We start from the raw sequence: 17,959 nt of genomic DNA, 5'->3' as shown, positions 1-17,959 counted from the left end.
GCCGCAGCCGACAGTTCGCGACCACTCGCCGGAGGTGACCGGTGTGTCGTGACCGTTCGCGTCCGCCGGACGGGAGGCCCGAGGCAGGCCGGCCCCGCGCCTCCCGTCCGCGGAGTGGTCGCGACACGTCGCGTGCGTGCCGCCGAGGGGTCAAGAACTGTCGTCCGGCCGGGCCGCAGCCGACAGTTCGTGACCACTTGCCGGAGGTGAGCGGGGTGTCCTGGCCGCGCGGCGAGTGGCCGCGACACGCCGCGTGCACGCTGCCGAGGGGTCAGGAACTGTCGCTCGGGCTGGCCGCGGCCGACAGTTCGTGACCACTCGCCGGAGGTGAGCGGGGTGTCCTGGCCGCGCGGCGAGTGGCCGCGACACGTCGCGTGTGTGCGGCCGAGGGGTCAGGAACTGTCGCCTGGGCGGGCTGCAGCCGACAGTTCGTGACCACCCGCCGGACGTGAGCAGGGTGTCGTGACCGTTCGCGTTCGCCGGACGGGAGGCCCGTGGCGGGTCCGACCCGCGCCTCCCGTCCGGGGAGTGGTCGCGACACGTCGCGTGCGCACCGCCGAGGGGTCAGGAACTGTCGCTCGGGCGGGCTGCAGCCGACAGTTCGTGACCACTCGCCGGACGTGAGCGGGGTGTCGTGACCGCACGCCCCCACGGACGGGAGGCCGTCAGCGGGTGACGGCTACTGCTGAGGCCGCCACGGGCCCTCGCCACCGGCGGTGCCGCCGTCCTTGCCGTCCTTGCGCTCACGGCGACGGAGGTACTGCTCGAACTCCTGCGCGATGGCGTCGCCCGAGGCCTCGGGGGAATCGACCGTGTCGCGCGCCTGCTCGAGCTGCCCGATGTAGGACGCCATGTCCTCGTCGTCGGCGGCGAGGGCGTCGATGCCCTCTTCCCACTCGGTGGCGTCGTCGAGCAGCGACCCGCGCGGCACCGTGACGTCCGTGAGCTCCTCGATCTTGTCGAGCAGCGACAGCGTGGCCTTCGGCGAGGGCGAGTTGTGCACGTAGTGCGGCACCGAGGCCCACAGGGACAGCGTGGTCAGCCCGGCCTTGTCCATCGCGTCGGCGAGGACCCCGAGGATGCCGGTCGGGCCCTCGTACGAGGACTTGTCGACGTCGAACGCGGCACGGACCCCGGCGTTCTCGCTCGACACGAAGACCGAGATCGGTCGGGTGTGCGGGACGTCGGCGAGCATGGCGCCGACGAAGACGACGGCGTCGATCGAGTAGACGTCCGCCAGGTCGATGATCTCCGAGCAGAAGCCCCGCCAGGTGCGTGAGGGTTCCGGACCGACGAGTACGAAGACGTCACGGTCGGTGGGGGAGCCGGTGGCGCCGATGACCGGACGCCCCTCGGCTCCGGGGCCGTGCAGCACGATCCGGGGCCACTGCACGCCGCGGTCGCCGTTGTCGTCGGTGCCGACGGTGGGCCGGTTGAACTGGTAGTCGACGTACCGCTCACCGTCGAGTTCGCGCAGCTCGTCGAGCCCGAGGGACTCGACGATGCGACGCGCCAGACCGCTCGCGGCCTCGCCGGCGTCGTTCCAGCCCTCGAAGGCGACGACGAGCAAGCGACCGTCGCTGAAGGGGGAGTGCTGTGGCACGGAGCGGACCTCCTGGTGGTGGAGCGGAGCGGGGCGGGAGCGATGCCCCCGGCCGGACACGATTCAGGCATCCACTGTAGGCCCAGGGGGTGTCGGCGCACGCGCGCGTCCGCGCCCAGCGGAACGGCCCCGGTAGACTCGTCGCCCGTGACCGCGCATCCTCCTGCCCTCGTCCCGCCCGCAGCCGTGCTGTGGGACATGGACGGCACGATCATCGACACCGAGCCGATCTGGCAGCGGTCCCAGGTCGACCTGACGAACCGCTACGGCGCCGAGTGGACCCACGAGGACGGCCTGTCCCTGGTGGGCAGCGGTCTCGAGCGCTCCGGTGAGCTCCTGCGTGCCAAGGGCGTCGACATGGAGGTCGAGGAGATCATCCAGTGGATGACCGACTACGTGATGGAGCACCTGCGCGCCGGTGAACTGCCGTGGCGACCGGGTGCCCGTGAGCTCGTCGAGGAGCTCCACGCCCGCGGCATCCCGACCGCCCTGGTCACGATGTCCCGTCGCAAGATGGCACTCGTCGCCGCCGACGCCCTGGGCGAGCGCGGCTTCCGTGTCGTCGTGGCCGGCGACGACGTCGACCGCCCGAAGCCGTTCCCGGACGCGTACCTGTCCGCCGCCGCGCAGCTCGGCGTCGAGCCCACCGCGTGCGTCGCGATCGAGGACTCCGCCACCGGCGTCGCGTCGGCCGTCGCGTCCGGCGCCGTCACGGTCGCCGTCGAGCACATCGTCCCGCTGTCCGAGATCGCCGGCGGCGACGTGCACCTGACCACCCTGGCGGGGGTCGACGTCGACCGTCTGGTCGAGTTGACGACGCCGGCACTGGCCGCACGGACTGGAGGCGCGGTGCCGGACCCGGCGCACGCTGCGGACACCGAAGGGGTCACCCGATGAGCCACACCGACGACGCACGCGACGAGGCGGACGCGAGCAGCGCCTCCAGTCCGACCGCGGACCCGACCGCAGCGCTCCCGCACACCGCGGGCGGCGCACCGCACACGCCGCCGCGCGGCCCGTTCCGGGCCGGCGACCGCGTGCAGCTGACCGGTCCGAAGGGCAAGCTCACCACGCTGTCGCTCGAGACCGCGGGTGAGTACCACACGCACCGCGGGGTGCTCCGGCACGACGACGTCATCGGGCAGCCCGACGGCTCGGTCATCCGGGCGAGCACCGGTGACGAGTACCTCGCGCTCCGCCCGCTGCTCAACGACTACGTGATGTCGATGCCGCGTGGCGCCGCGATCGTCTACCCGAAGGACGCGGCGCAGATCGTGGCCTTCGCGGACGTCTTCCCCGGGGCCCGCGTGGTCGAGGCCGGCGTCGGCTCGGGGGCGCTGTCGCTGTTCCTGCTCCGCGCGATCGGCCCGACCGGGCAGCTGCAGTCGTTCGAGCGCCGCGAGGAGTTCGCCGCGATCGCCAAGGGCAACGTCGGCACCTTCCTCGGCGCCGTCCCGGACAACTGGTCCGTCACCGTCGGCGACCTGGTCGAGTCGCTGCCCGACGCGACCGAGCCACAGAGCGTCGACCGCGTCGTGCTCGACATGCTCGCGCCGTGGGAATGCGTGGACGCCGCCGCCGACGCCCTCGTGCCCGGCGGACTCATCGTCTGCTACGTCGCGACCGTCACGCAGCTGTCCCGCACGGCCGAGGCCCTGCGCGACACCGGACGCTTCACCGACCCGATGCCGAGCGAGACCCTGGTGCGCACCTGGCACGTCGAGGGCCTCGCCGTCCGCCCGGACCACCGCATGGTCGGGCACACCGGGTTCCTCATCACGGCACGACGCCTGGCCGACGGGACGGTGCTACCGAACCTGAAGCGCCGCGCGGGCAAGGCGGAGTTCTCGGACGAGGACATCGAGGCCTGGACCCCCGGCGCCGTGGGCGAGCGGGCGACGAGCGACAAGAAGCTCCGGAAGGTGGCTCGGCAGTCGGCGGCGCAGGCGCGCAAGGTCGCGGCGGCCGAGGCCTCGTCGGTGGCGGAGGGTGCTGCGGCGCTGTCCGACACCGCTGCGGCTCCGTCCGGGGCCGTCGAGGACGAACGGTAGGCTGACGGCGTGCCCGTCCTGCATCGAACGGAAAGAGGGTCCGTGCGCACCATCCCCGCACTCCTGGTCACCATCGGTCTCGCGGTGTCGCTCACCGCCTGCGCCTCGAACGGTGCCGGCACCACGCCCTCGAGCTGTGCCGCTCCCGGCGCCGCGTCCGAAGCGGTGACCGCCACCGGCAAGTTCGGCTCGGAGCCGAAGGTCAACGTGCCGAAGGGCCTGACCACCAAGGGCACCCAGGTGTCCGTGCTGAAGCAGGGCAGCGGTCGCACGATCGACGACGGCACCCCCGTCCTGGTCGAGTACACCCTGGTCGACGGCTCCACGGGCGAGGTCGCCCAGACGAGCGGCTACTCGGGCCAGACGGCACCGATCACCGCCGGTGCGAGCAACTACGGGGCCCTCGGTGCCTCGCTGCAGTGCGCCCACGTGGGCGACCGCCTGGCGGTGGCCCTGCCGAAGAGCGCCCTGAGCAGCACCGGCGGCACCGGTGCCAGCTCCTCGTCGAAGAAGACCGAGGACGCCGTGATCGCCGTCATCGACGTCAAGCGCGCGTTCGACGCCCGCGCCACCGGCACCCCGCAGCTCGCCGGCGACAAGATGCCGGCCGTGGTGCTCGCACCGTCCGGCGCCCCCGGCATCACGATCCCGTCGTGGAGCGCCCCCAAGTCGAACGAGACGCACCTGCTCCGCAAGGGCGACGGTCGCGAGCTCACCGCGAAGGACACCGCGGTCATCAAGTACACCGCCGTCACCTGGGGTGCCGACCCGTCCGTCGCCGGCTCGAGCTGGACCGACGGTTCCGGCGCGCAGGCCATCCCGCTCACCAAGGGCCAGGTCGACGAGGGCGTCCGGTCCGCGATCGTCGGGCATCACGTCGGCGACCAGGTCCTGGCCATCGTCAACCAGCAGGGGACCGCGTACGCGTACGTGATCGACGTCCTCGGGGCGATCTCGAACTGACCCCGTCCGACCGTCCACGGACCGCGGCGCGGGTGCACTCCGGTGCACCCGCGCTGCCGTAGGATCGGCTCGTGCCAGCGACCCGTGTGCCCCGTGTGCCCGCCGAGGAGCGGCTGTTCAGCCTCGTGCTCGCGCTGCTCTCGACGGAGTCCGGGCTGACCAAGGCCGAGATCCTGGCCAACGTGCAGGGGTACCGGCAGCGGTTCTCGACCGGTGGCGACAACGCCTCGCTCGAGCGCCAGTTCGAACGCGACAAGGACGACGTCCGCGAGCTCGGCATCCCCCTCGAGACCATCGAGACCCCGGGTGCCGCGGGCAACAACCAGACGCTCCGGTACCGGATCCCGAAGGGCGAGTACGACCTGCCCGTCGACGTCCGCTTCACCCCGGACGAATCCGCGTTGCTCTCCCTGGCCGCGATGGCCTGGCGCGAAGGCGCACTGTCCGCCGACTCCCGTCGTGGCCTGCTGAAGGTCCGCTCGGCCGGTGCCGAGGACGACGACGGTGCCCTGCAGCTCGGGGTCGACGCGTACGCCCCGCGGCTCCGCGCCCGTGATGCCTCGTTCGAGCCGCTCCGTTCCGCGCTCGACCGCGGTGCAGCCGTGCGCTTCGACTACATCACGCCGGGCCAGCACGACGCCCGTCGGCGCGAAGTGGCTCCACTCGCCCTGGTGCAGCACGGCGGCCGGTGGATGCTCGCCGCCCACGAGTTCGCGACGGACTCGGACAAGAACTACCTGCTGGCCCGCATCGTCGGACCCGTCACCCAGTACGAGGTCGGGCAGCACACCGCTCCCGTCGGCGCGGGGGAGCGCACCCTCGCCGAGCTCGAGCGGATCTGGGCCGAGCGCACCGCGCGCATCGCCGTGACGCCGGGTTCCGACGCCGAACGCCGACTGACCCGTCGCCGCGACACCGAGACCGACGCCGACGGCGCGCTCGTGCTGCACCACGTCGACCCGCAGATCCTCGCCGAGGAACTCGCCGCCTTCGGGCCCGAGGTCCGGGTGCTCGAGCCCGACGACCTGCGGGCACGGGTCGACGAGCGCCTCCGTGCACTCGTGCGCGACCACACCGACGACGATCGTGCCGCAGCCCCCGGAGAGGACCCCGTTCGTGGCTGACGCCCAACCCCTGCAGGCGCAGGACAAGCTCGCGTTCCTGCTCGCCCTGGTGCCGTACCTGATCGACCGCGAGCGGGTCTCGGTGGCCGAGGCCGCTCGGCACTTCGGTGTGCCCGAGGCCCGGATCCGGCGCGCCGTCGAACTCATCGCGGTGTCCGGGGTGCCCGGCGAGACGATGCAGTACCAGCACGGCGACCTGTTCGACATCGCCTGGGACGACTTCGACCAGAACGACATGATCGTGCTGACCAACCTGGTGGCGATCGACGACTCACCGCGCCTGTCGGCTCGTGAGGCATCGGCGCTCATCGCCGGCCTGCAGTACCTGTCCGCGCTGCCCGAGGCCGCCGACCGTGACGCCATCCGCGCGCTCATGGCCAAGCTGTCCCGCGGTGCCGGGGGAGCGGCGTCGACCGTCGCCGTCGGGCAGGACCTGCACGACGTCGCCCTCGCCACCATCCGCCGGGCGATGTCCGACGGCCGCGGCCTGGTCTTCGAGTACGCCGGACCGCGGACCCAGGGCGGCACCCGACGGGTCGATCCGCTCCGGGTCGAGTCCATCGACACCGACTGGTACCTGCGCGCGTGGGACCTCGACCGGCAGGCGCTCCGGACGTTCCGGCTCGACCGGATGTCGGAGGCGCGCGTCGACGACCGCCCGGCCGAGAAGACCATCGACCAGGTCGTGATCCCGGACACGCTGTTCCAGCAGGCCGCCGACGACGTCATCGTCACGGTGGAACTCGATTCGACGTCGCTGCCCCTGGTCGCCGACTTCCTGTCCGACACCGCCGACGCGCCTGACGGTGAGGGGCGTGTGCGCATCCGGCTCGCGGCGTCGCACGGGTTCGACGGCGTGGTCCGGCTCGTCGCGGGGTTGCCCGGTCGTGCCGTGGTGCTCGACCCGCCCGCCGCCCGTGACGCCGTGCGCGACTTCGCGGCCGCGGCCCTCGCCGCCGGCTGAGGTCTGCCGCTGCGGCCCGTCCGAGCTCTGCACGTTCCGACCGGGTACGCCCGATCCTGCGCGGTGGACTTCGGGTACCTGGTCGTTCCGGGCGTACCTGGCGTGTTGCTCTGACCAGGTACGCCCGATCTCGCCAGGTACGCCCGAACCCGCTAGCGCCCAATCCCGCCCACCCCCGCCCACCCGCCACGCGGCCGCGCCGACCCCCGGCGGACTGTCGGTCCCGACCCCGTAAGATCGAGCACATGGCTTCGACGACCGCGCGCGGGCGAGCGAAGCGGCAGGGGCGCCAGAAGACCGACGCCGAAGGCCGCATGTCGCTCGGGCAGCACCTCATCGAGCTGCGCAACCGGCTCTTCCGCGCAGTCGTGGCGATCGTCGTCGGCGCGATCGGCGGCTGGTTCCTCACCCCGTGGGTGCTCGACTCGCTGCGGGCACCGGTGACCGAGCTCGCCAAGGTCGGCGGACACACGGCCGAGCTGAACTTCCCGATGATCACCGGGGCGTTCGACCTCAAGCTGCAGATCGCGATCACCATCGGCATCGTCATCGCCAGCCCCGTCTGGCTCTACCAGATCTGGGCGTTCATCGTGCCCGCGCTCGTCCGGCGTGAGCGGCAGTACGTCTGGGGCTTCCTCGGCACCGCGATCCCGCTGTTCTTCGCCGGGTGCTACTTCGGGTGGTACATCCTGCCGCACGTGGTCGGCATCCTCGGCAGCTTCGTGTCGAGCCAGGACACCTCGATCGTCGATGCGAAGGCCTACTACGACTTCGTCATCAAGCTCATCGTCGCGGTGGGCATCGCCTTCGTCCTGCCGGTCTTCCTCGTCCTGCTGAACTTCGTCGGGGTGCTGTCGGCGTCCGCGATCATCAAGAGCTGGCGCGTCGCGATCCTCTGCATCCTGGTGTTCTGCGCCATCGTGACCCCGAGTGCCGACGTCATCTCGATGTTCCTGCTCGCGGTCCCGATGGTGGTGCTCTACATCGCGGCCTGCTTCATCGCGTGGCTCCACGACCGCCGTCTGGCCAAGCGCCAGGCGAAGCTCGACGAGGAGTACGGCCTGTGAGCGGCACGAGTGCGGCCGAGCGGTTCGCCGCGGCCAAGGTGCGCAACCGGTCGCGAAACCTCGAGCTCTTCCGGACGGACCTGCGGTTCGACCTCGACCCGTTCCAGTTCGCCGCATGCGACTCGCTCGACCAGGGCCGCAGCGTCCTGGTCGCCGCCCCGACCGGCGCCGGCAAGACCATCGTGGCCGAGTTCGCCATCTGGCTCGCCATGCGCCAGCCGACGGCGAAGGTCTTCTACACGACGCCGATGAAGGCGCTCAGCAACCAGAAGTACGCCGAGCTCGTCGACGTCTACGGTGAGTCCGAGGTCGGGCTGCTCACCGGCGACACGAACGTGAACCCCCGCGCCCGCGTCGTCGTGATGACGACCGAGGTGCTCCGGAACATGATCTACGCCGACTCGGACCTGCTCGACGACCTCGCCTGGGTGGTCCTCGACGAGGTGCACTACCTCGCCGACCGGTTCCGCGGTGCCGTGTGGGAAGAGGTCATCCTGCACCTCCCGACCGAGGTCCGCCTGGTCTCGCTCAGCGCGACGGTGTCCAACGCCGAGGAGTTCGGCGACTGGCTGCAGACCGTCCGCGGCGACACCGACGTCATCGTCTCCGAAGACCGCCCGGTGCCGCTCGAGCAGCACGTCCTGGTCGGTTCGAAGATGGTCGACCTGTTCGACTCGAGCGGTGCCGCGGCGACGAACCGCGTGAACCCGGAACTGCTCCGCATGGTCGGCGGCGGTTCCCGGAGCGAGCGGAACGGCGGCGGCCACCGCGGCCGGCGTGGTCGTGGTGGCTACCCCGAGCGTCGCGGGCCCCGCACCGAGAAGGTGCACCGCGAACAGATCGCGCACATGCTCGACGAGCGGATGCTGCTGCCCGCGATCTTCTTCGTGTTCAGCCGCAACGGCTGCGACCAGGGCGTCCGCAACGTCCTGCGCTCGGGCCTGTCCCTGACGACGGTGCAGGAGCGCAACGAGATCCGCGAGACGGCGGAGTACCACTGCCGCACCCTGCTCGACGAAGACCTGGCCGTGCTCGGCTACTGGGAGTGGCTCGAAGGGCTCGAGCGCGGGGTCGCGGCACACCACGCCGGCCTGCTCCCCGCCTTCAAGGAGGTTGTCGAGAACCTCTTCCAGCGCAAGCTCCTCAAGGTCGTGTTCGCGACCGAGACCCTGGCGCTCGGCGTGAACATGCCGGCGCGCACCGTCGTGCTCGAGAAGCTCGAGAAGTTCAACGGCGAAGCCCGTGTGCCGATCACCCCGGGGGAGTACACGCAGCTCACCGGTCGTGCCGGTCGTCGTGGCATCGACGTCGAGGGGCACTCGGTCATCCAGTGGACCGACGGGCTCGACCCGCAGGCCGTCGCGTCGCTGGCCAGCCGTCGCACGTACCCGCTCAACTCGTCGTTCAAGCCCACCTACAACATGGCCGTCAACCTGATCGACCAGTTCGGTCGGCAACGCACGCGCGAGGTCCTCGAGACGTCGTTCGCCCAGTTCCAGGCCGACCGGTCGGTGGTCGACCTCGCCCGCAAGGTCCGCTCGCAGCAGGAGTCCCTCGACGGCTACCGCGAGGCGATGCAGTGCCACCTCGGCGACTTCACCGAGTACTCGGCGCTCCGTCGTGAGCTCTCCGACCTCGAGCGCACGAACGTGCCCGGCGGTCGCGAGGCGTCGCACGGCGCCCGCCAGGAACGTCAGGCCGCGATCACGGCGGTCCGCCGCCAGCTGCAGCGCCACCCCTGCCACGCGTGCCCCGAACGCGAGGCGCACGCCCGCTGGTCCGAGCGCTGGTGGAAGCTCAAGCGCGCCAACGACAAGCTCGTCCAGCAGATCCGGTCCCGCACGGGCGCCGTCGCGACGACGTTCGACCGCGTCACCGAGGTCCTGCTCGAGCTCGGCTACCTGGTGGACGCCGGCAACGGCGAAGCCACGGTGGCCGCGGGTGGCCGTCGCCTGCAGCGCATCTACGGTGACCGCGACCTGCTCGTCGCCGAGTGCCTCGAGGCGGGGGTGTGGAAGGACCTCACCCCGGCACAGCTCGCCGCCATGGCCGCGACGATCATCTACCAGCCCCGCCGCGAGGACGCTCCCGGCACGGAGCACGCCCTGCCCCGCGGCGCGTTCCGCCCCGCGCTCGACGAGACACTGACCATCTGGTCGCGCCTCGACGACATCGAGCGTGCGGCGCGTCTGGCCGGTTCGCAGCCGCCGACCCCGGCGATGGCGGTCGGCATGTTCCGCTGGGCCTCGGGCTCGGCTCTCGACGACGTCCTCCGCACCCTCGACCTGCCGGCCGGCGACTTCGTGCGCTGGTCGAAGCAGGTCATCGACCTGCTCGACCAGATCCGGAACGCCGGCGACGACGAGCTCGCCCAGACCGCCCGACGGGCGACGGACGCGGTTCGCCGCGGCATCGTCGCCTACGCGACGGTCTGACTGGAGGCACGGTGCGGGTTCCGGAGACCAGTGTGCGCGGGCTGCCCGCGCGCGTCGGCCGCGGGGCGGTCGCGACCGGTCCGTTCGCCGCGTTGCCGCTCGGCACAGCGCTGCCGTTGGCCGTCATCGGCGGGATCCTCTTCGCCCTCGCGTTCCCGTCGCCCGGGTGGTGGTTCCTCGCCTACCCGGCACTCGCCTGCATGCTGCTCGCGGTGATGGGACAGCGGGCGCGGCGCGCGGCGTGGATCGGCTACCTCGCCGGCGCGGCGTTCTGGATCCCGGCCATCTCGTGGGCCGGTCGGTACCTGGGCCCGGTCCCGTGGTTCGCACTCGCCCTGCTCGAAGCCGCGTTCTTCGCACTCGGCAGCGTCGCCATCGCCCTGGCGTACCGCTGGGTCGCGCGCGTGGTGCCCTCGACCGCCGGACGCGTGTGGGGCCTCCCGGCCGTCGTCGCCGCACTCTGGACCGGACGCGAGTGGTTCTCGGGGAGCTGGCCGTACGGTGGTTTCGCCTGGGGGCGCGTCGGCCTGTCGCAGTCGCAGGGGCCGTTCGCGCACCTGGCCGCGTACGTCGGTGTCCTCGGCCTGACGTTCGTCGTCGTGTACTGCGTCGCGGTCGTGGTGTCGCTCGCGCTCGTGGCACCCCGTGTGCCGGGCGTCACGCTCCGGCTGCCCGTCCGGGTGGCCACGGCGGGTCTGCTGGTCGCGGCTGTCCTGGCCGTGCCGGCGTGGCCGACGGCGACGAGCGGCACGATCCGGGTCGAGGCGGTGCAGGGCAACGGTCCCGCGGGGTACTTCGACCGTGCGGAGCCCGGCGACGTCCTGGCCGCGCAGGTCGCGGCGACGGACGTGGACGCGAAGGGTGTCGACCTCGTCGTGTGGCCCGAGGCCGGTGCGGAGTACGACCCGCGTCAGCAGCCGGTCATCGCGTCCGCTCTCGACTCGGTGGTGGGGTCGCTCGACGCCCCGATCGTGGCGGGTGCCATCACGCAGACCCCGTCGGGGGTGCTGCACAACACGTCGTTCGTGTGGACCGCCGACGGCTGGCAGTCGTCCTACGACAAGAAGCGCCCGGTGCCGTTCGGTGAGTACGTGCCCGACCGCTGGTTCTTCTCCAAGCTCGCGCCGTCCCTGATCGGACTGCTGCAGCGCGACTACACGCCGGGGACGAAGCCGAACGTCCTGTCGGTGGCGGGGATCCGTGCCGGCATCTCGATCTGCTTCGACATCGTCGACGACGGGCTGACCGCCGACATGGTGCGCGGGGGAGCGCAGGTGATCCTCGCGCAGACGAACAACGCCGACTTCTCGGGCACCGACGAGAACCTGCAGCAGCTCGAGATCGCACGGATGCGGGCCATCGAGACCGGTCGGTCGCTCGTGAACATCTCGACCGTCGGAGCGTCGCAGGTCATCGACCCGAGCGGTCGCACGATCGACCGGGTACCGGAGTACACCGCGACCTCGATGGTGACCGATGTGCCGCTCGGCACGTCCACCACCCCCGCGTCGATCCTGTCCGGCTCGATCACGCTCCTGCTCTCCCTCGGCGGACTCCTCGTGCTCCTCGCCTGCGCGCCCTGGGGTCGTCGAACCCGCTCCTGATCGGACTCGCCGCGCCCAGCCACTGGGAACGGACTGTGAATGCGCCGGTACGGGATTGATGGGGCGTGGGACAGTGTTGTGGAGGGCAGACGAGCGAGAGGAGCACACACATGGCTGATCGGAGTCTCCGCGGCATGCGGCTCGGGAGTCAGAGTCTCCAGAGCGAAGAGGGCGTCGAGCTCTCGGATCGCAAGCGTGCGGTCTACCAGACGGATTCGGGTGAGACGTTCGACATCGTCTTCTCCGCTGACGCGGACGTCCCCCAGACGTGGTCCGAGCCCCGCTCCGGCCGTGAGGGCCGGCTGCTCGGTGACGACGGGATCCCCGTCGAGGTTGCCGAAGAGGACGTGAAGGCACCCCGCACCCACTGGGACATGCTGCTCGAGCGCCGCTCGCGCGAGGAACTCGAGGAGCTCCTCGAAGAGCGCCTGCAGGTCCTCCGCGCACGACGCGGCGCCTGACCCCACCGAACACACGACGACGCCCGCCCCGGTTCCCCGGGGCGGGCGTCGTCGTTCGTCCGTGCCGGAGCGTCAGCGCCGACCGGAGCCGTCGCTGGTCCGGTGGCCGGAGGCGTCGTCGCCCGGCGTGGGCGGAGTTTCCTCGACCTGCTCGGCGGTCGCGTCGTCGGCGGCCGCCAGGTGTGCGTCGACACTGCGGTTCGACTCGGCCAGGCGTGCGTCGAGGTCGGACTCGGGGACGATGTCCGCGGCAGTGGCATCCGCACGCGGCATCGTGGTGTCCGCGGCTGCGGTGTTCGCCAGGCTCTCGTTCGCGAGCTTCGAGATCCGGGACAGGAAGTCCGTCCCGCCGGCAGCGCCGCCGACCGGACCGGCACCACCGCCACCGCGGCTGGCACTGAAGCCCTTCGCGATGCCGGACAGGGCCTCGGTGAACTCGCTCGGGATCATCCAGAGCTTGTTCGACGTGCCCTCGGCGATCTTCGGCAGGGTCTGCAGGTACTGGTAGGAGAGCAGCTTCTCGTCCGGGTCACCGGTGTGGATGGCCTCGAACACCGTCGCGATGGCCTGCGCTTCACCCTCGGCACGGAGCACCTGTGCCTTGGCGTCACCCTCGGCGGCCAGGATCGCGGCCTGCCGCTGCCCCTCGGCCTCGAGGATCTGGGACTGCTTGGTGCCCTCGGCCTGCAGGATCGCGGCACGACGGCTGCGCTCGGCACGGAGCTGCTGTTCCATTGCGTCCTGGATGGACACGGGCGGCTCGATCGCCTTGAGCTCGACTCGGCCGACACGGATGCCCCACTTGCCGGTGGCTTCGTCGAGGACGACGCGGAGCTGGCCGTTGATGTTGTCGCGGCTGGTCAGCGCCTCTTCGAGGTTCAGGCCACCGACGACGTTGCGGAGCGTGGTGGTGGTGAGCTGCTCGACGGCGCCGAGGTAGTTCGCGATCTCGTACGTCGCGGCACGGGCGTCGGTCACCTGGAAGTAGACGACGGTGTCGATCGAGACCACCAGGTTGTCCTCGGTGATCACGGGCTGCGGCGGGAACGAGACGACCTGCTCACGCATGTCGAGCAGCGGCCGCAGGCGGTCGATGAACGGCACCAGGAGGTTCAGGCCCGGGTTGAGGGTCTTGTGGTACTTGCCGAGTCGCTCGACGATCCCCGCGGTGGCCTGGGGAACGATCCGGATCGCCTTCGCCAGGACGACGATCACGAAGATGACGACGACGAGGATGAGCACGAGCAGTGCGATCGTCCCCGGGGAGATGCTGGTCACGAGGTGGCCCTTTCTGCGAGGCGCACGACCGCGGTCGACCCCTCGATCGACTCGACGACCACGGGGGTCCCGAGTGGCGGTGTGCGGTCGACGGAGTCCGCGGCGAACCGCGCGCTCCAGGTCTCGCCGTTGGCCAGGCGCACCTGACCAGGACTGGAGGAGGTGAAGGCGACCGCGACCGTGCCGGGGAGCCCGATGAGCCCCTCGACGTTGGTGCGGTGCGGGTCGGCACCGCGGCCGAGCGCCACGAGCAGGCGCGGGCGGACGAGCGACAGCAGCACGAGGGCGGCGACCGCGGCGACGATGGCGGACAGCCACCACGGGGCGCCGAGCAACGCGGCGATCAACCCGCCAGCGGCACCCGCCGCGAGCATGATGAAGATGAAGTCGAGGGTGAAGATCTCGACCACGCCCAGGAGCAACACCAGGCCGATCCAGACGGTGCTCTGGATCCAATCGATTCCGTTCACGCGATCTCCCTCCCTCAGTGGCGCGCGGCGGCTCGCTGCGTCGCGACAGCCGGTACAACTCCGTTCAACATATCAGGGCCGTCCGACCCTCGTGCGGGCGATTGGTAGGCTCGATGCGCCCGACCGGCCGGAACCAGACCTGGAGAACACGACTGTGAGCAACCCCCTCGCCCCCGGATCCCTCACCGACAAGCGCGCCGTCGTCACCGGTTCGTCCCGTGGCATCGGCGCCGACACCGTCGGGTACCTCGCCGAGGCCGGTGCGAAGGTCGTCGTGAACTACCGCAACAAGGCCAAGCGCGCGGAGCAGATCGCCGAGAAGATCGTCGAGGCGGGCGGTTCCGCCCTGGCCGTCGGAGCCGACCTCACCGAGCACGCCTCCGTGCAGGCCCTCGTCGACACCGTCGTGCAGGAGTGGGGCGGCATCGACCTGCTCGTGCTCAACGCGTCGGGCGGCATGGAGTCGGGCGTCGGCGAGGACTACGCGCTCCGCCTGAACCGCGACGCGCAGGTCGACATGCTGCAGACCGCGGTGCCGCACATGCCGGCGGGGTCCCGCGTGGTGTTCGTCACGAGCCACCAGGCCCACTTCGTCGAGACCGCCGAGACGATGGACGAGTACGTCCCGGTCGCCAAGAGCAAGCGCGCCGGAGAACTCGCCCTCCGTGAGCTCATCCCGCAGCTCGAGGCCGCCGGCATCGAGTTCGTCGTCGTCTCCGGCGACATGATCGAGGGCACGATCACCGCGACGCTGCTGAACCGCCTGAACCCCGGCGCGATCGAGGGTCGTCGGCAGGAGGTCGGCAAGCTCTACAGCGTGTCCGAGTTCGCGGCCGAGATCGCCCTGGCCGCCGTCGAGCCGATCCCCGCCGACCACACCAAGCTGGTCGGCGACGTCAGCGGCTTCGTCGGCTAACGTCGGGCGGGTGACCGCCAAGTCCGGCCTGCGCCGCACCTCCCGCATCCTGCTGCTCGACCCCGAGGGCCGCGTGTTCCTGATGGACACGAAGTCGCCCTCGTCGGACGGCGCCCACCGCTGGATCACGCCGGGTGGTGGGGTCGACCCGGGGGAGTCCCACCGCGACGCCGCGATCCGCGAGCTGCGCGAGGAGACCGGGATCGTCATCGACGAACCCGGCGAGCCGGTGTGGTCCTGGGACTTCACCGTCGAGTGGGACCTCGCCGACCACGACCGCGGGCACGCCGAGTTCTACGTCGTCCGCACGCCCGGCTTCGAGCTGTCCGACGCCGAGTGGACCGACGACGAGCGCGTCGACATCCTCGCCTCGCGGTGGTGGACCGCCGACGAACTCGACGCGACCGACGAGGAGTTCGAACCCGCCGAGCTGCCGGACCTGGTGCGCCGTCACGGCGCCTGAGTACCGCACCACGGCCTGAGGGCCGACCTAGGACCGGACGGGAGGCCCGTGGCGGCCCCGCCACGGGCCTCCCGTCGGTACGCTGACCCGCATGCACACCGATCCGGTTGACGACGCCCCCACCGGCGCCGACGCGCACCCTGCCGACCGGCACGACCGGATCCGGGTGCGCGGTGCCCGCGCGAACAACCTGCGCGACGTCGACGTGGACCTGCCGAAGCGGCGGCTCACGGTGTTCACCGGGGTCTCCGGCTCGGGCAAGAGCTCGCTCGTGTTCGGCACCGTCGCCGCCGAGTCGCAGCGGATGATCAACGAGACCTACAGCGCGTTCGTGCAGGGGTTCATGCCCTCGCTCGCGCGTCCGGACGTCGACCTGCTCGACGGCCTGACCACCGCGATCGTCGTCGACCAGGAGCGCATCGGTGCCGACCCGCGCTCCACCGTCGGCACCGCGACGGACGCGAACGCGATGCTGCGTGTGCTGTTCAGCCGACTCGGTCGACCGCACATCGGGGGGCCGAACGCGTTCTCGTTCAACCTCGCCACCGTGACGGCCGGGGGAGCGATCACGGTGCAGAAGGGTGCGGACGCGAAGGCCCAGAAGGTCTCGTTCACCCGGCTCGGCGGCATGTGCGCCGACTGCGAGGGTCGGGGGCTGGTCAACGACATCGACCTGACGCAGCTGTTCGACGACACGAAGTCGCTCGGGGACGGCGCGCTCACGATCCCCGGGTACGGGACCGACGGGTGGAACGTGCGGCTGTACGCCGAGTCGGGCTACTTCGACCGGGACACCCCGATCCGTGACTTCACCGAGCAGGAGCGGCAGGACTTCCTGTACCGCGAGCCGACGAAGCAGAAGATCGCAGGCATCAACATGACCTACGAGGGGCTCGTACACCGGGTCCGGCGCTCGTTCCTGCAGAAGGACCGCGAGGCGATGCAGCCGCACATCCGGGCCTTCGTCGACCGTGCGGTGACCTTCACGACGTGTCCGGCCTGCGACGGCACCCGGTTGAACGACACCGCCCGCTCGTCCAAGATCGCGGGCCGCAGCATTGCCGACGTCTGCGCGATGCAGGTCACCGATGCCGTCACCTGGCTGCGGGGGCTCGACGACCCCGGGGCCGGGCCGTTGCTCGAGGGGCTCCGCGACCTGCTCGAGTCCTTCGTCGAGATCGGACTCGGGTACCTGTCGCTCGACCGCCCCACCGGCACGTTGTCCGGGGGAGAGGGCCAGCGCGTGAAGATGGTGAAGCACCTCGGCTCCTCGCTCAGCGACGTCACCTACGTCTTCGACGAGCCGAGCACGGGGCTGCACCCGCACGACATCGAGCGGATGAACGAACTGCTCGTCCGGTTGCGCGACAAGGGCAACACCGTCCTCGTCGTCGAGCACAAGCCCGAGGTCATCGCGATCGCCGACCACGTCGTCGACCTCGGGCCCGGTGCCGGATCCGGCGGTGGGACGCTCTGCTACCAGGGGCCCGTCGACGGGCTGCGTGCCAGCGGGACCGTGACCGGTCGGCACCTGGACGACCGCGTCACCGTGAAGTCCGCGGTGCGTCGTCCGGACGGGGCGATCGCGATCCGCGGCGCCTCGGCCCACAACCTGCACGACGTCGACGTGGACGTCCCCATGGGGGTGCTCACCGTCGTCACGGGGGTCGCCGGCTCGGGCAAGAGCACGCTCATCCACGGGTCGCTGGCCCGGCGCGACGACGTGGTCGCCATCGACCAGAGCGGGATCCGTGGCTCACGGCGGAGCAACCCGGCGACGTACACGGGCCTGCTCGAGCCGATCCGGAAGGCCTTCGCGAAGGCCAACGGCGTGAAGCCCGCACTGTTCAGCGCCAACTCCGAGGGCGCCTGCCCGGCGTGCAACGGTGCCGGTGTCGTGTACACCGACCTCGGCATGATGGCGGGCGTCGCGAGCCCCTGCGTCGAGTGCGACGGCAAGCGGTTCGACCAGTCCGTGCTCGGGTACCTCCTGGGCGGGAAGGACATCAGCGAGGTGCTCGGCATGTCCGTCGCCGACGCGCTGGCGTTCTTCGCGGCGGGGGAGTCCGCACTGCCGGCGGCCCACACGATCCTCGCCCGGCTCGCCGACGTAGGGCTCGGGTACCTGACGATCGGGCAGCCGCTCACCACGTTGTCCGGGGGAGAGCGGCAGCGGCTCAAGCTCGCGACGCACCTCGGCGACCGCGGCGGCGTCGTGGTGCTCGACGAGCCGACCACCGGCCTGCACCTGGCCGACGTCGACCAGCTGCTCGGCCTGCTCGACCGGCTCGTCGACGCCGGTGGGACGGTCGTCGTGATCGAGCACCACCAGGCCGTGATGGCGCATGCCGACTGGATCATCGACCTCGGGCCGGGTGCCGGTCACGACGGCGGGCGGATCGTGTTCGAGGGGACGCCCGCCGAGCTCGTGGCGGCACGGTCGACGCTGACCGGGCAGCACCTGGCGGCGTACGTGGGAGCCTGAGCCGGGGGACAGGATCCACGGGTGAACCTGTACGCCAGCCGTGTGTGAGGACTACCGTTCTGACTGACGCTCACG

Annotated in this window: 14 protein-coding genes and 1 pseudogene; 12 read left to right on the top strand and 3 right to left on the bottom strand. The window is 71.2% G+C overall.

Annotated features, from left to right (window positions below; translation table 11 throughout):
- Nucleotides 1-679: 679 nt before the first annotated feature.
- Nucleotides 680-1,603 (bottom strand): proteasome assembly chaperone family protein, encoded by a 924-nt coding sequence (locus BR70_RS0108005; RefSeq protein WP_027465645.1) that lies wholly within the window; start codon nt 1,601-1,603, stop codon nt 680-682.
- A 147-nt stretch (nt 1,604-1,750) separates the two neighbouring features.
- On the opposite strand from BR70_RS0108005, the gene BR70_RS0108000 reads away from it, so the two are divergent.
- The 9 genes from BR70_RS0108000 to BR70_RS0107960 all read left to right on the top strand — a co-directional run bounded on the left by BR70_RS0108000 (nt 1,751) and on the right by BR70_RS0107960 (nt 12,272).
- Entirely contained in the window at nt 1,751-2,500 is a 750-nt protein-coding gene (locus tag BR70_RS0108000) for an HAD family hydrolase (RefSeq protein ID WP_231495666.1), read from the top strand.
- A complete protein-coding gene (locus tag BR70_RS0107995; RefSeq protein WP_027465643.1) occupies nt 2,497-3,654 on the top strand; it encodes a tRNA (adenine-N1)-methyltransferase in 1,158 nt (385 codons plus the stop codon). The genes BR70_RS0108000 and BR70_RS0107995 overlap by 4 nt, the downstream gene beginning before the upstream one ends.
- 42 nt (nt 3,655-3,696) lie before the next feature.
- Nucleotides 3,697-4,617 carry an FKBP-type peptidyl-prolyl cis-trans isomerase gene (locus BR70_RS0107990; protein WP_051596730.1) on the top strand — a complete coding sequence of 307 codons (921 nt, stop codon included), beginning with the start codon at nt 3,697-3,699 and terminating at the stop codon, nt 4,615-4,617.
- Nucleotides 4,618-4,688: 71 nt separating this feature from the next.
- Nucleotides 4,689-5,741, top strand: a complete 1,053-nt coding sequence (locus tag BR70_RS0107985) for a helix-turn-helix transcriptional regulator (RefSeq protein WP_035808308.1) — start codon at nt 4,689-4,691, stop codon at nt 5,739-5,741.
- Nucleotides 5,734-6,705, top strand: coding sequence for a helix-turn-helix transcriptional regulator (locus BR70_RS0107980; RefSeq protein WP_027465640.1), 972 nt, complete (start codon nt 5,734-5,736; stop codon nt 6,703-6,705). Before BR70_RS0107985 ends, BR70_RS0107980 begins: the two co-directional genes overlap by 8 nt.
- Before the next feature lie 314 nt (nt 6,706-7,019).
- Nucleotides 7,020-7,772, top strand: a complete 753-nt coding sequence (tatC, locus tag BR70_RS0107975) for a twin-arginine translocase subunit TatC (protein ID WP_027465639.1) — start codon at nt 7,020-7,022, stop codon at nt 7,770-7,772.
- The gene (locus tag BR70_RS0107970) at nt 7,769-10,207 is read left to right on the top strand and encodes a DEAD/DEAH box helicase (RefSeq protein WP_027465638.1); all 2,439 of its coding nucleotides are present in this window, start codon (nt 7,769-7,771) and stop codon (nt 10,205-10,207) included. The genes tatC and BR70_RS0107970 overlap by 4 nt, the downstream gene beginning before the upstream one ends.
- An 11-nt stretch (nt 10,208-10,218) precedes the next feature.
- Nucleotides 10,219-11,811: an apolipoprotein N-acyltransferase gene (lnt, locus tag BR70_RS0107965; protein ID WP_231495665.1), complete on the top strand. Its 1,593-nt coding sequence runs from the start codon at nt 10,219-10,221 to the stop codon at nt 11,809-11,811.
- A 110-nt stretch (nt 11,812-11,921) separates the two neighbouring features.
- Nucleotides 11,922-12,272 carry an RNA polymerase-binding protein RbpA gene (locus tag BR70_RS0107960; protein ID WP_027465636.1) on the top strand — a complete coding sequence of 117 codons (351 nt, stop codon included), beginning with the start codon at nt 11,922-11,924 and terminating at the stop codon, nt 12,270-12,272.
- Nucleotides 12,273-12,644: 372 nt separating this feature from the next.
- Here BR70_RS0107960 and BR70_RS0107955 read toward each other — a convergent pair.
- Nucleotides 12,645-13,526 (bottom strand): annotated as a pseudogene (locus BR70_RS0107955) (SPFH domain-containing protein); the annotation flags it as partial.
- Between the two features lie 20 nt (nt 13,527-13,546).
- Nucleotides 13,547-14,020 carry an NfeD family protein gene (locus BR70_RS0107950; protein WP_035808305.1) on the bottom strand — a complete coding sequence of 158 codons (474 nt, stop codon included), beginning with the start codon at nt 14,018-14,020 and terminating at the stop codon, nt 13,547-13,549.
- Between the two features lie 154 nt (nt 14,021-14,174).
- On the opposite strand from BR70_RS0107950, the gene BR70_RS0107945 reads away from it, so the two are divergent.
- The 3 genes from BR70_RS0107945 to BR70_RS0107935 all read left to right on the top strand — a co-directional run bounded on the left by BR70_RS0107945 (nt 14,175) and on the right by BR70_RS0107935 (nt 17,884).
- Complete coding sequence (locus BR70_RS0107945) at nt 14,175-14,936, top strand: SDR family oxidoreductase (RefSeq protein ID WP_027465633.1); 762 nt, start codon at nt 14,175-14,177, stop codon at nt 14,934-14,936.
- A 10-nt stretch (nt 14,937-14,946) separates the two neighbouring features.
- A complete protein-coding gene (locus BR70_RS0107940) occupies nt 14,947-15,399 on the top strand; it encodes an NUDIX hydrolase (protein WP_027465632.1) in 453 nt (150 codons plus the stop codon).
- 91 nt (nt 15,400-15,490) lie between these two features.
- A complete protein-coding gene (locus BR70_RS0107935) occupies nt 15,491-17,884 on the top strand; it encodes an ATP-binding cassette domain-containing protein (protein WP_027465631.1) in 2,394 nt (797 codons plus the stop codon).
- Nucleotides 17,885-17,959 lie beyond the last annotated feature (75 nt).

It is taken from the genome of Curtobacterium sp. UNCCL17, from assembly GCF_000686685.1.
In the GTDB taxonomy this organism is placed as follows: Bacteria; Actinomycetota; Actinomycetes; order Actinomycetales; family Microbacteriaceae; genus Curtobacterium; species Curtobacterium flaccumfaciens.
The sequence above is the reverse complement of the archived record's forward strand: the minus strand, read 5'-3'. Positions and strand labels throughout refer to the sequence as shown.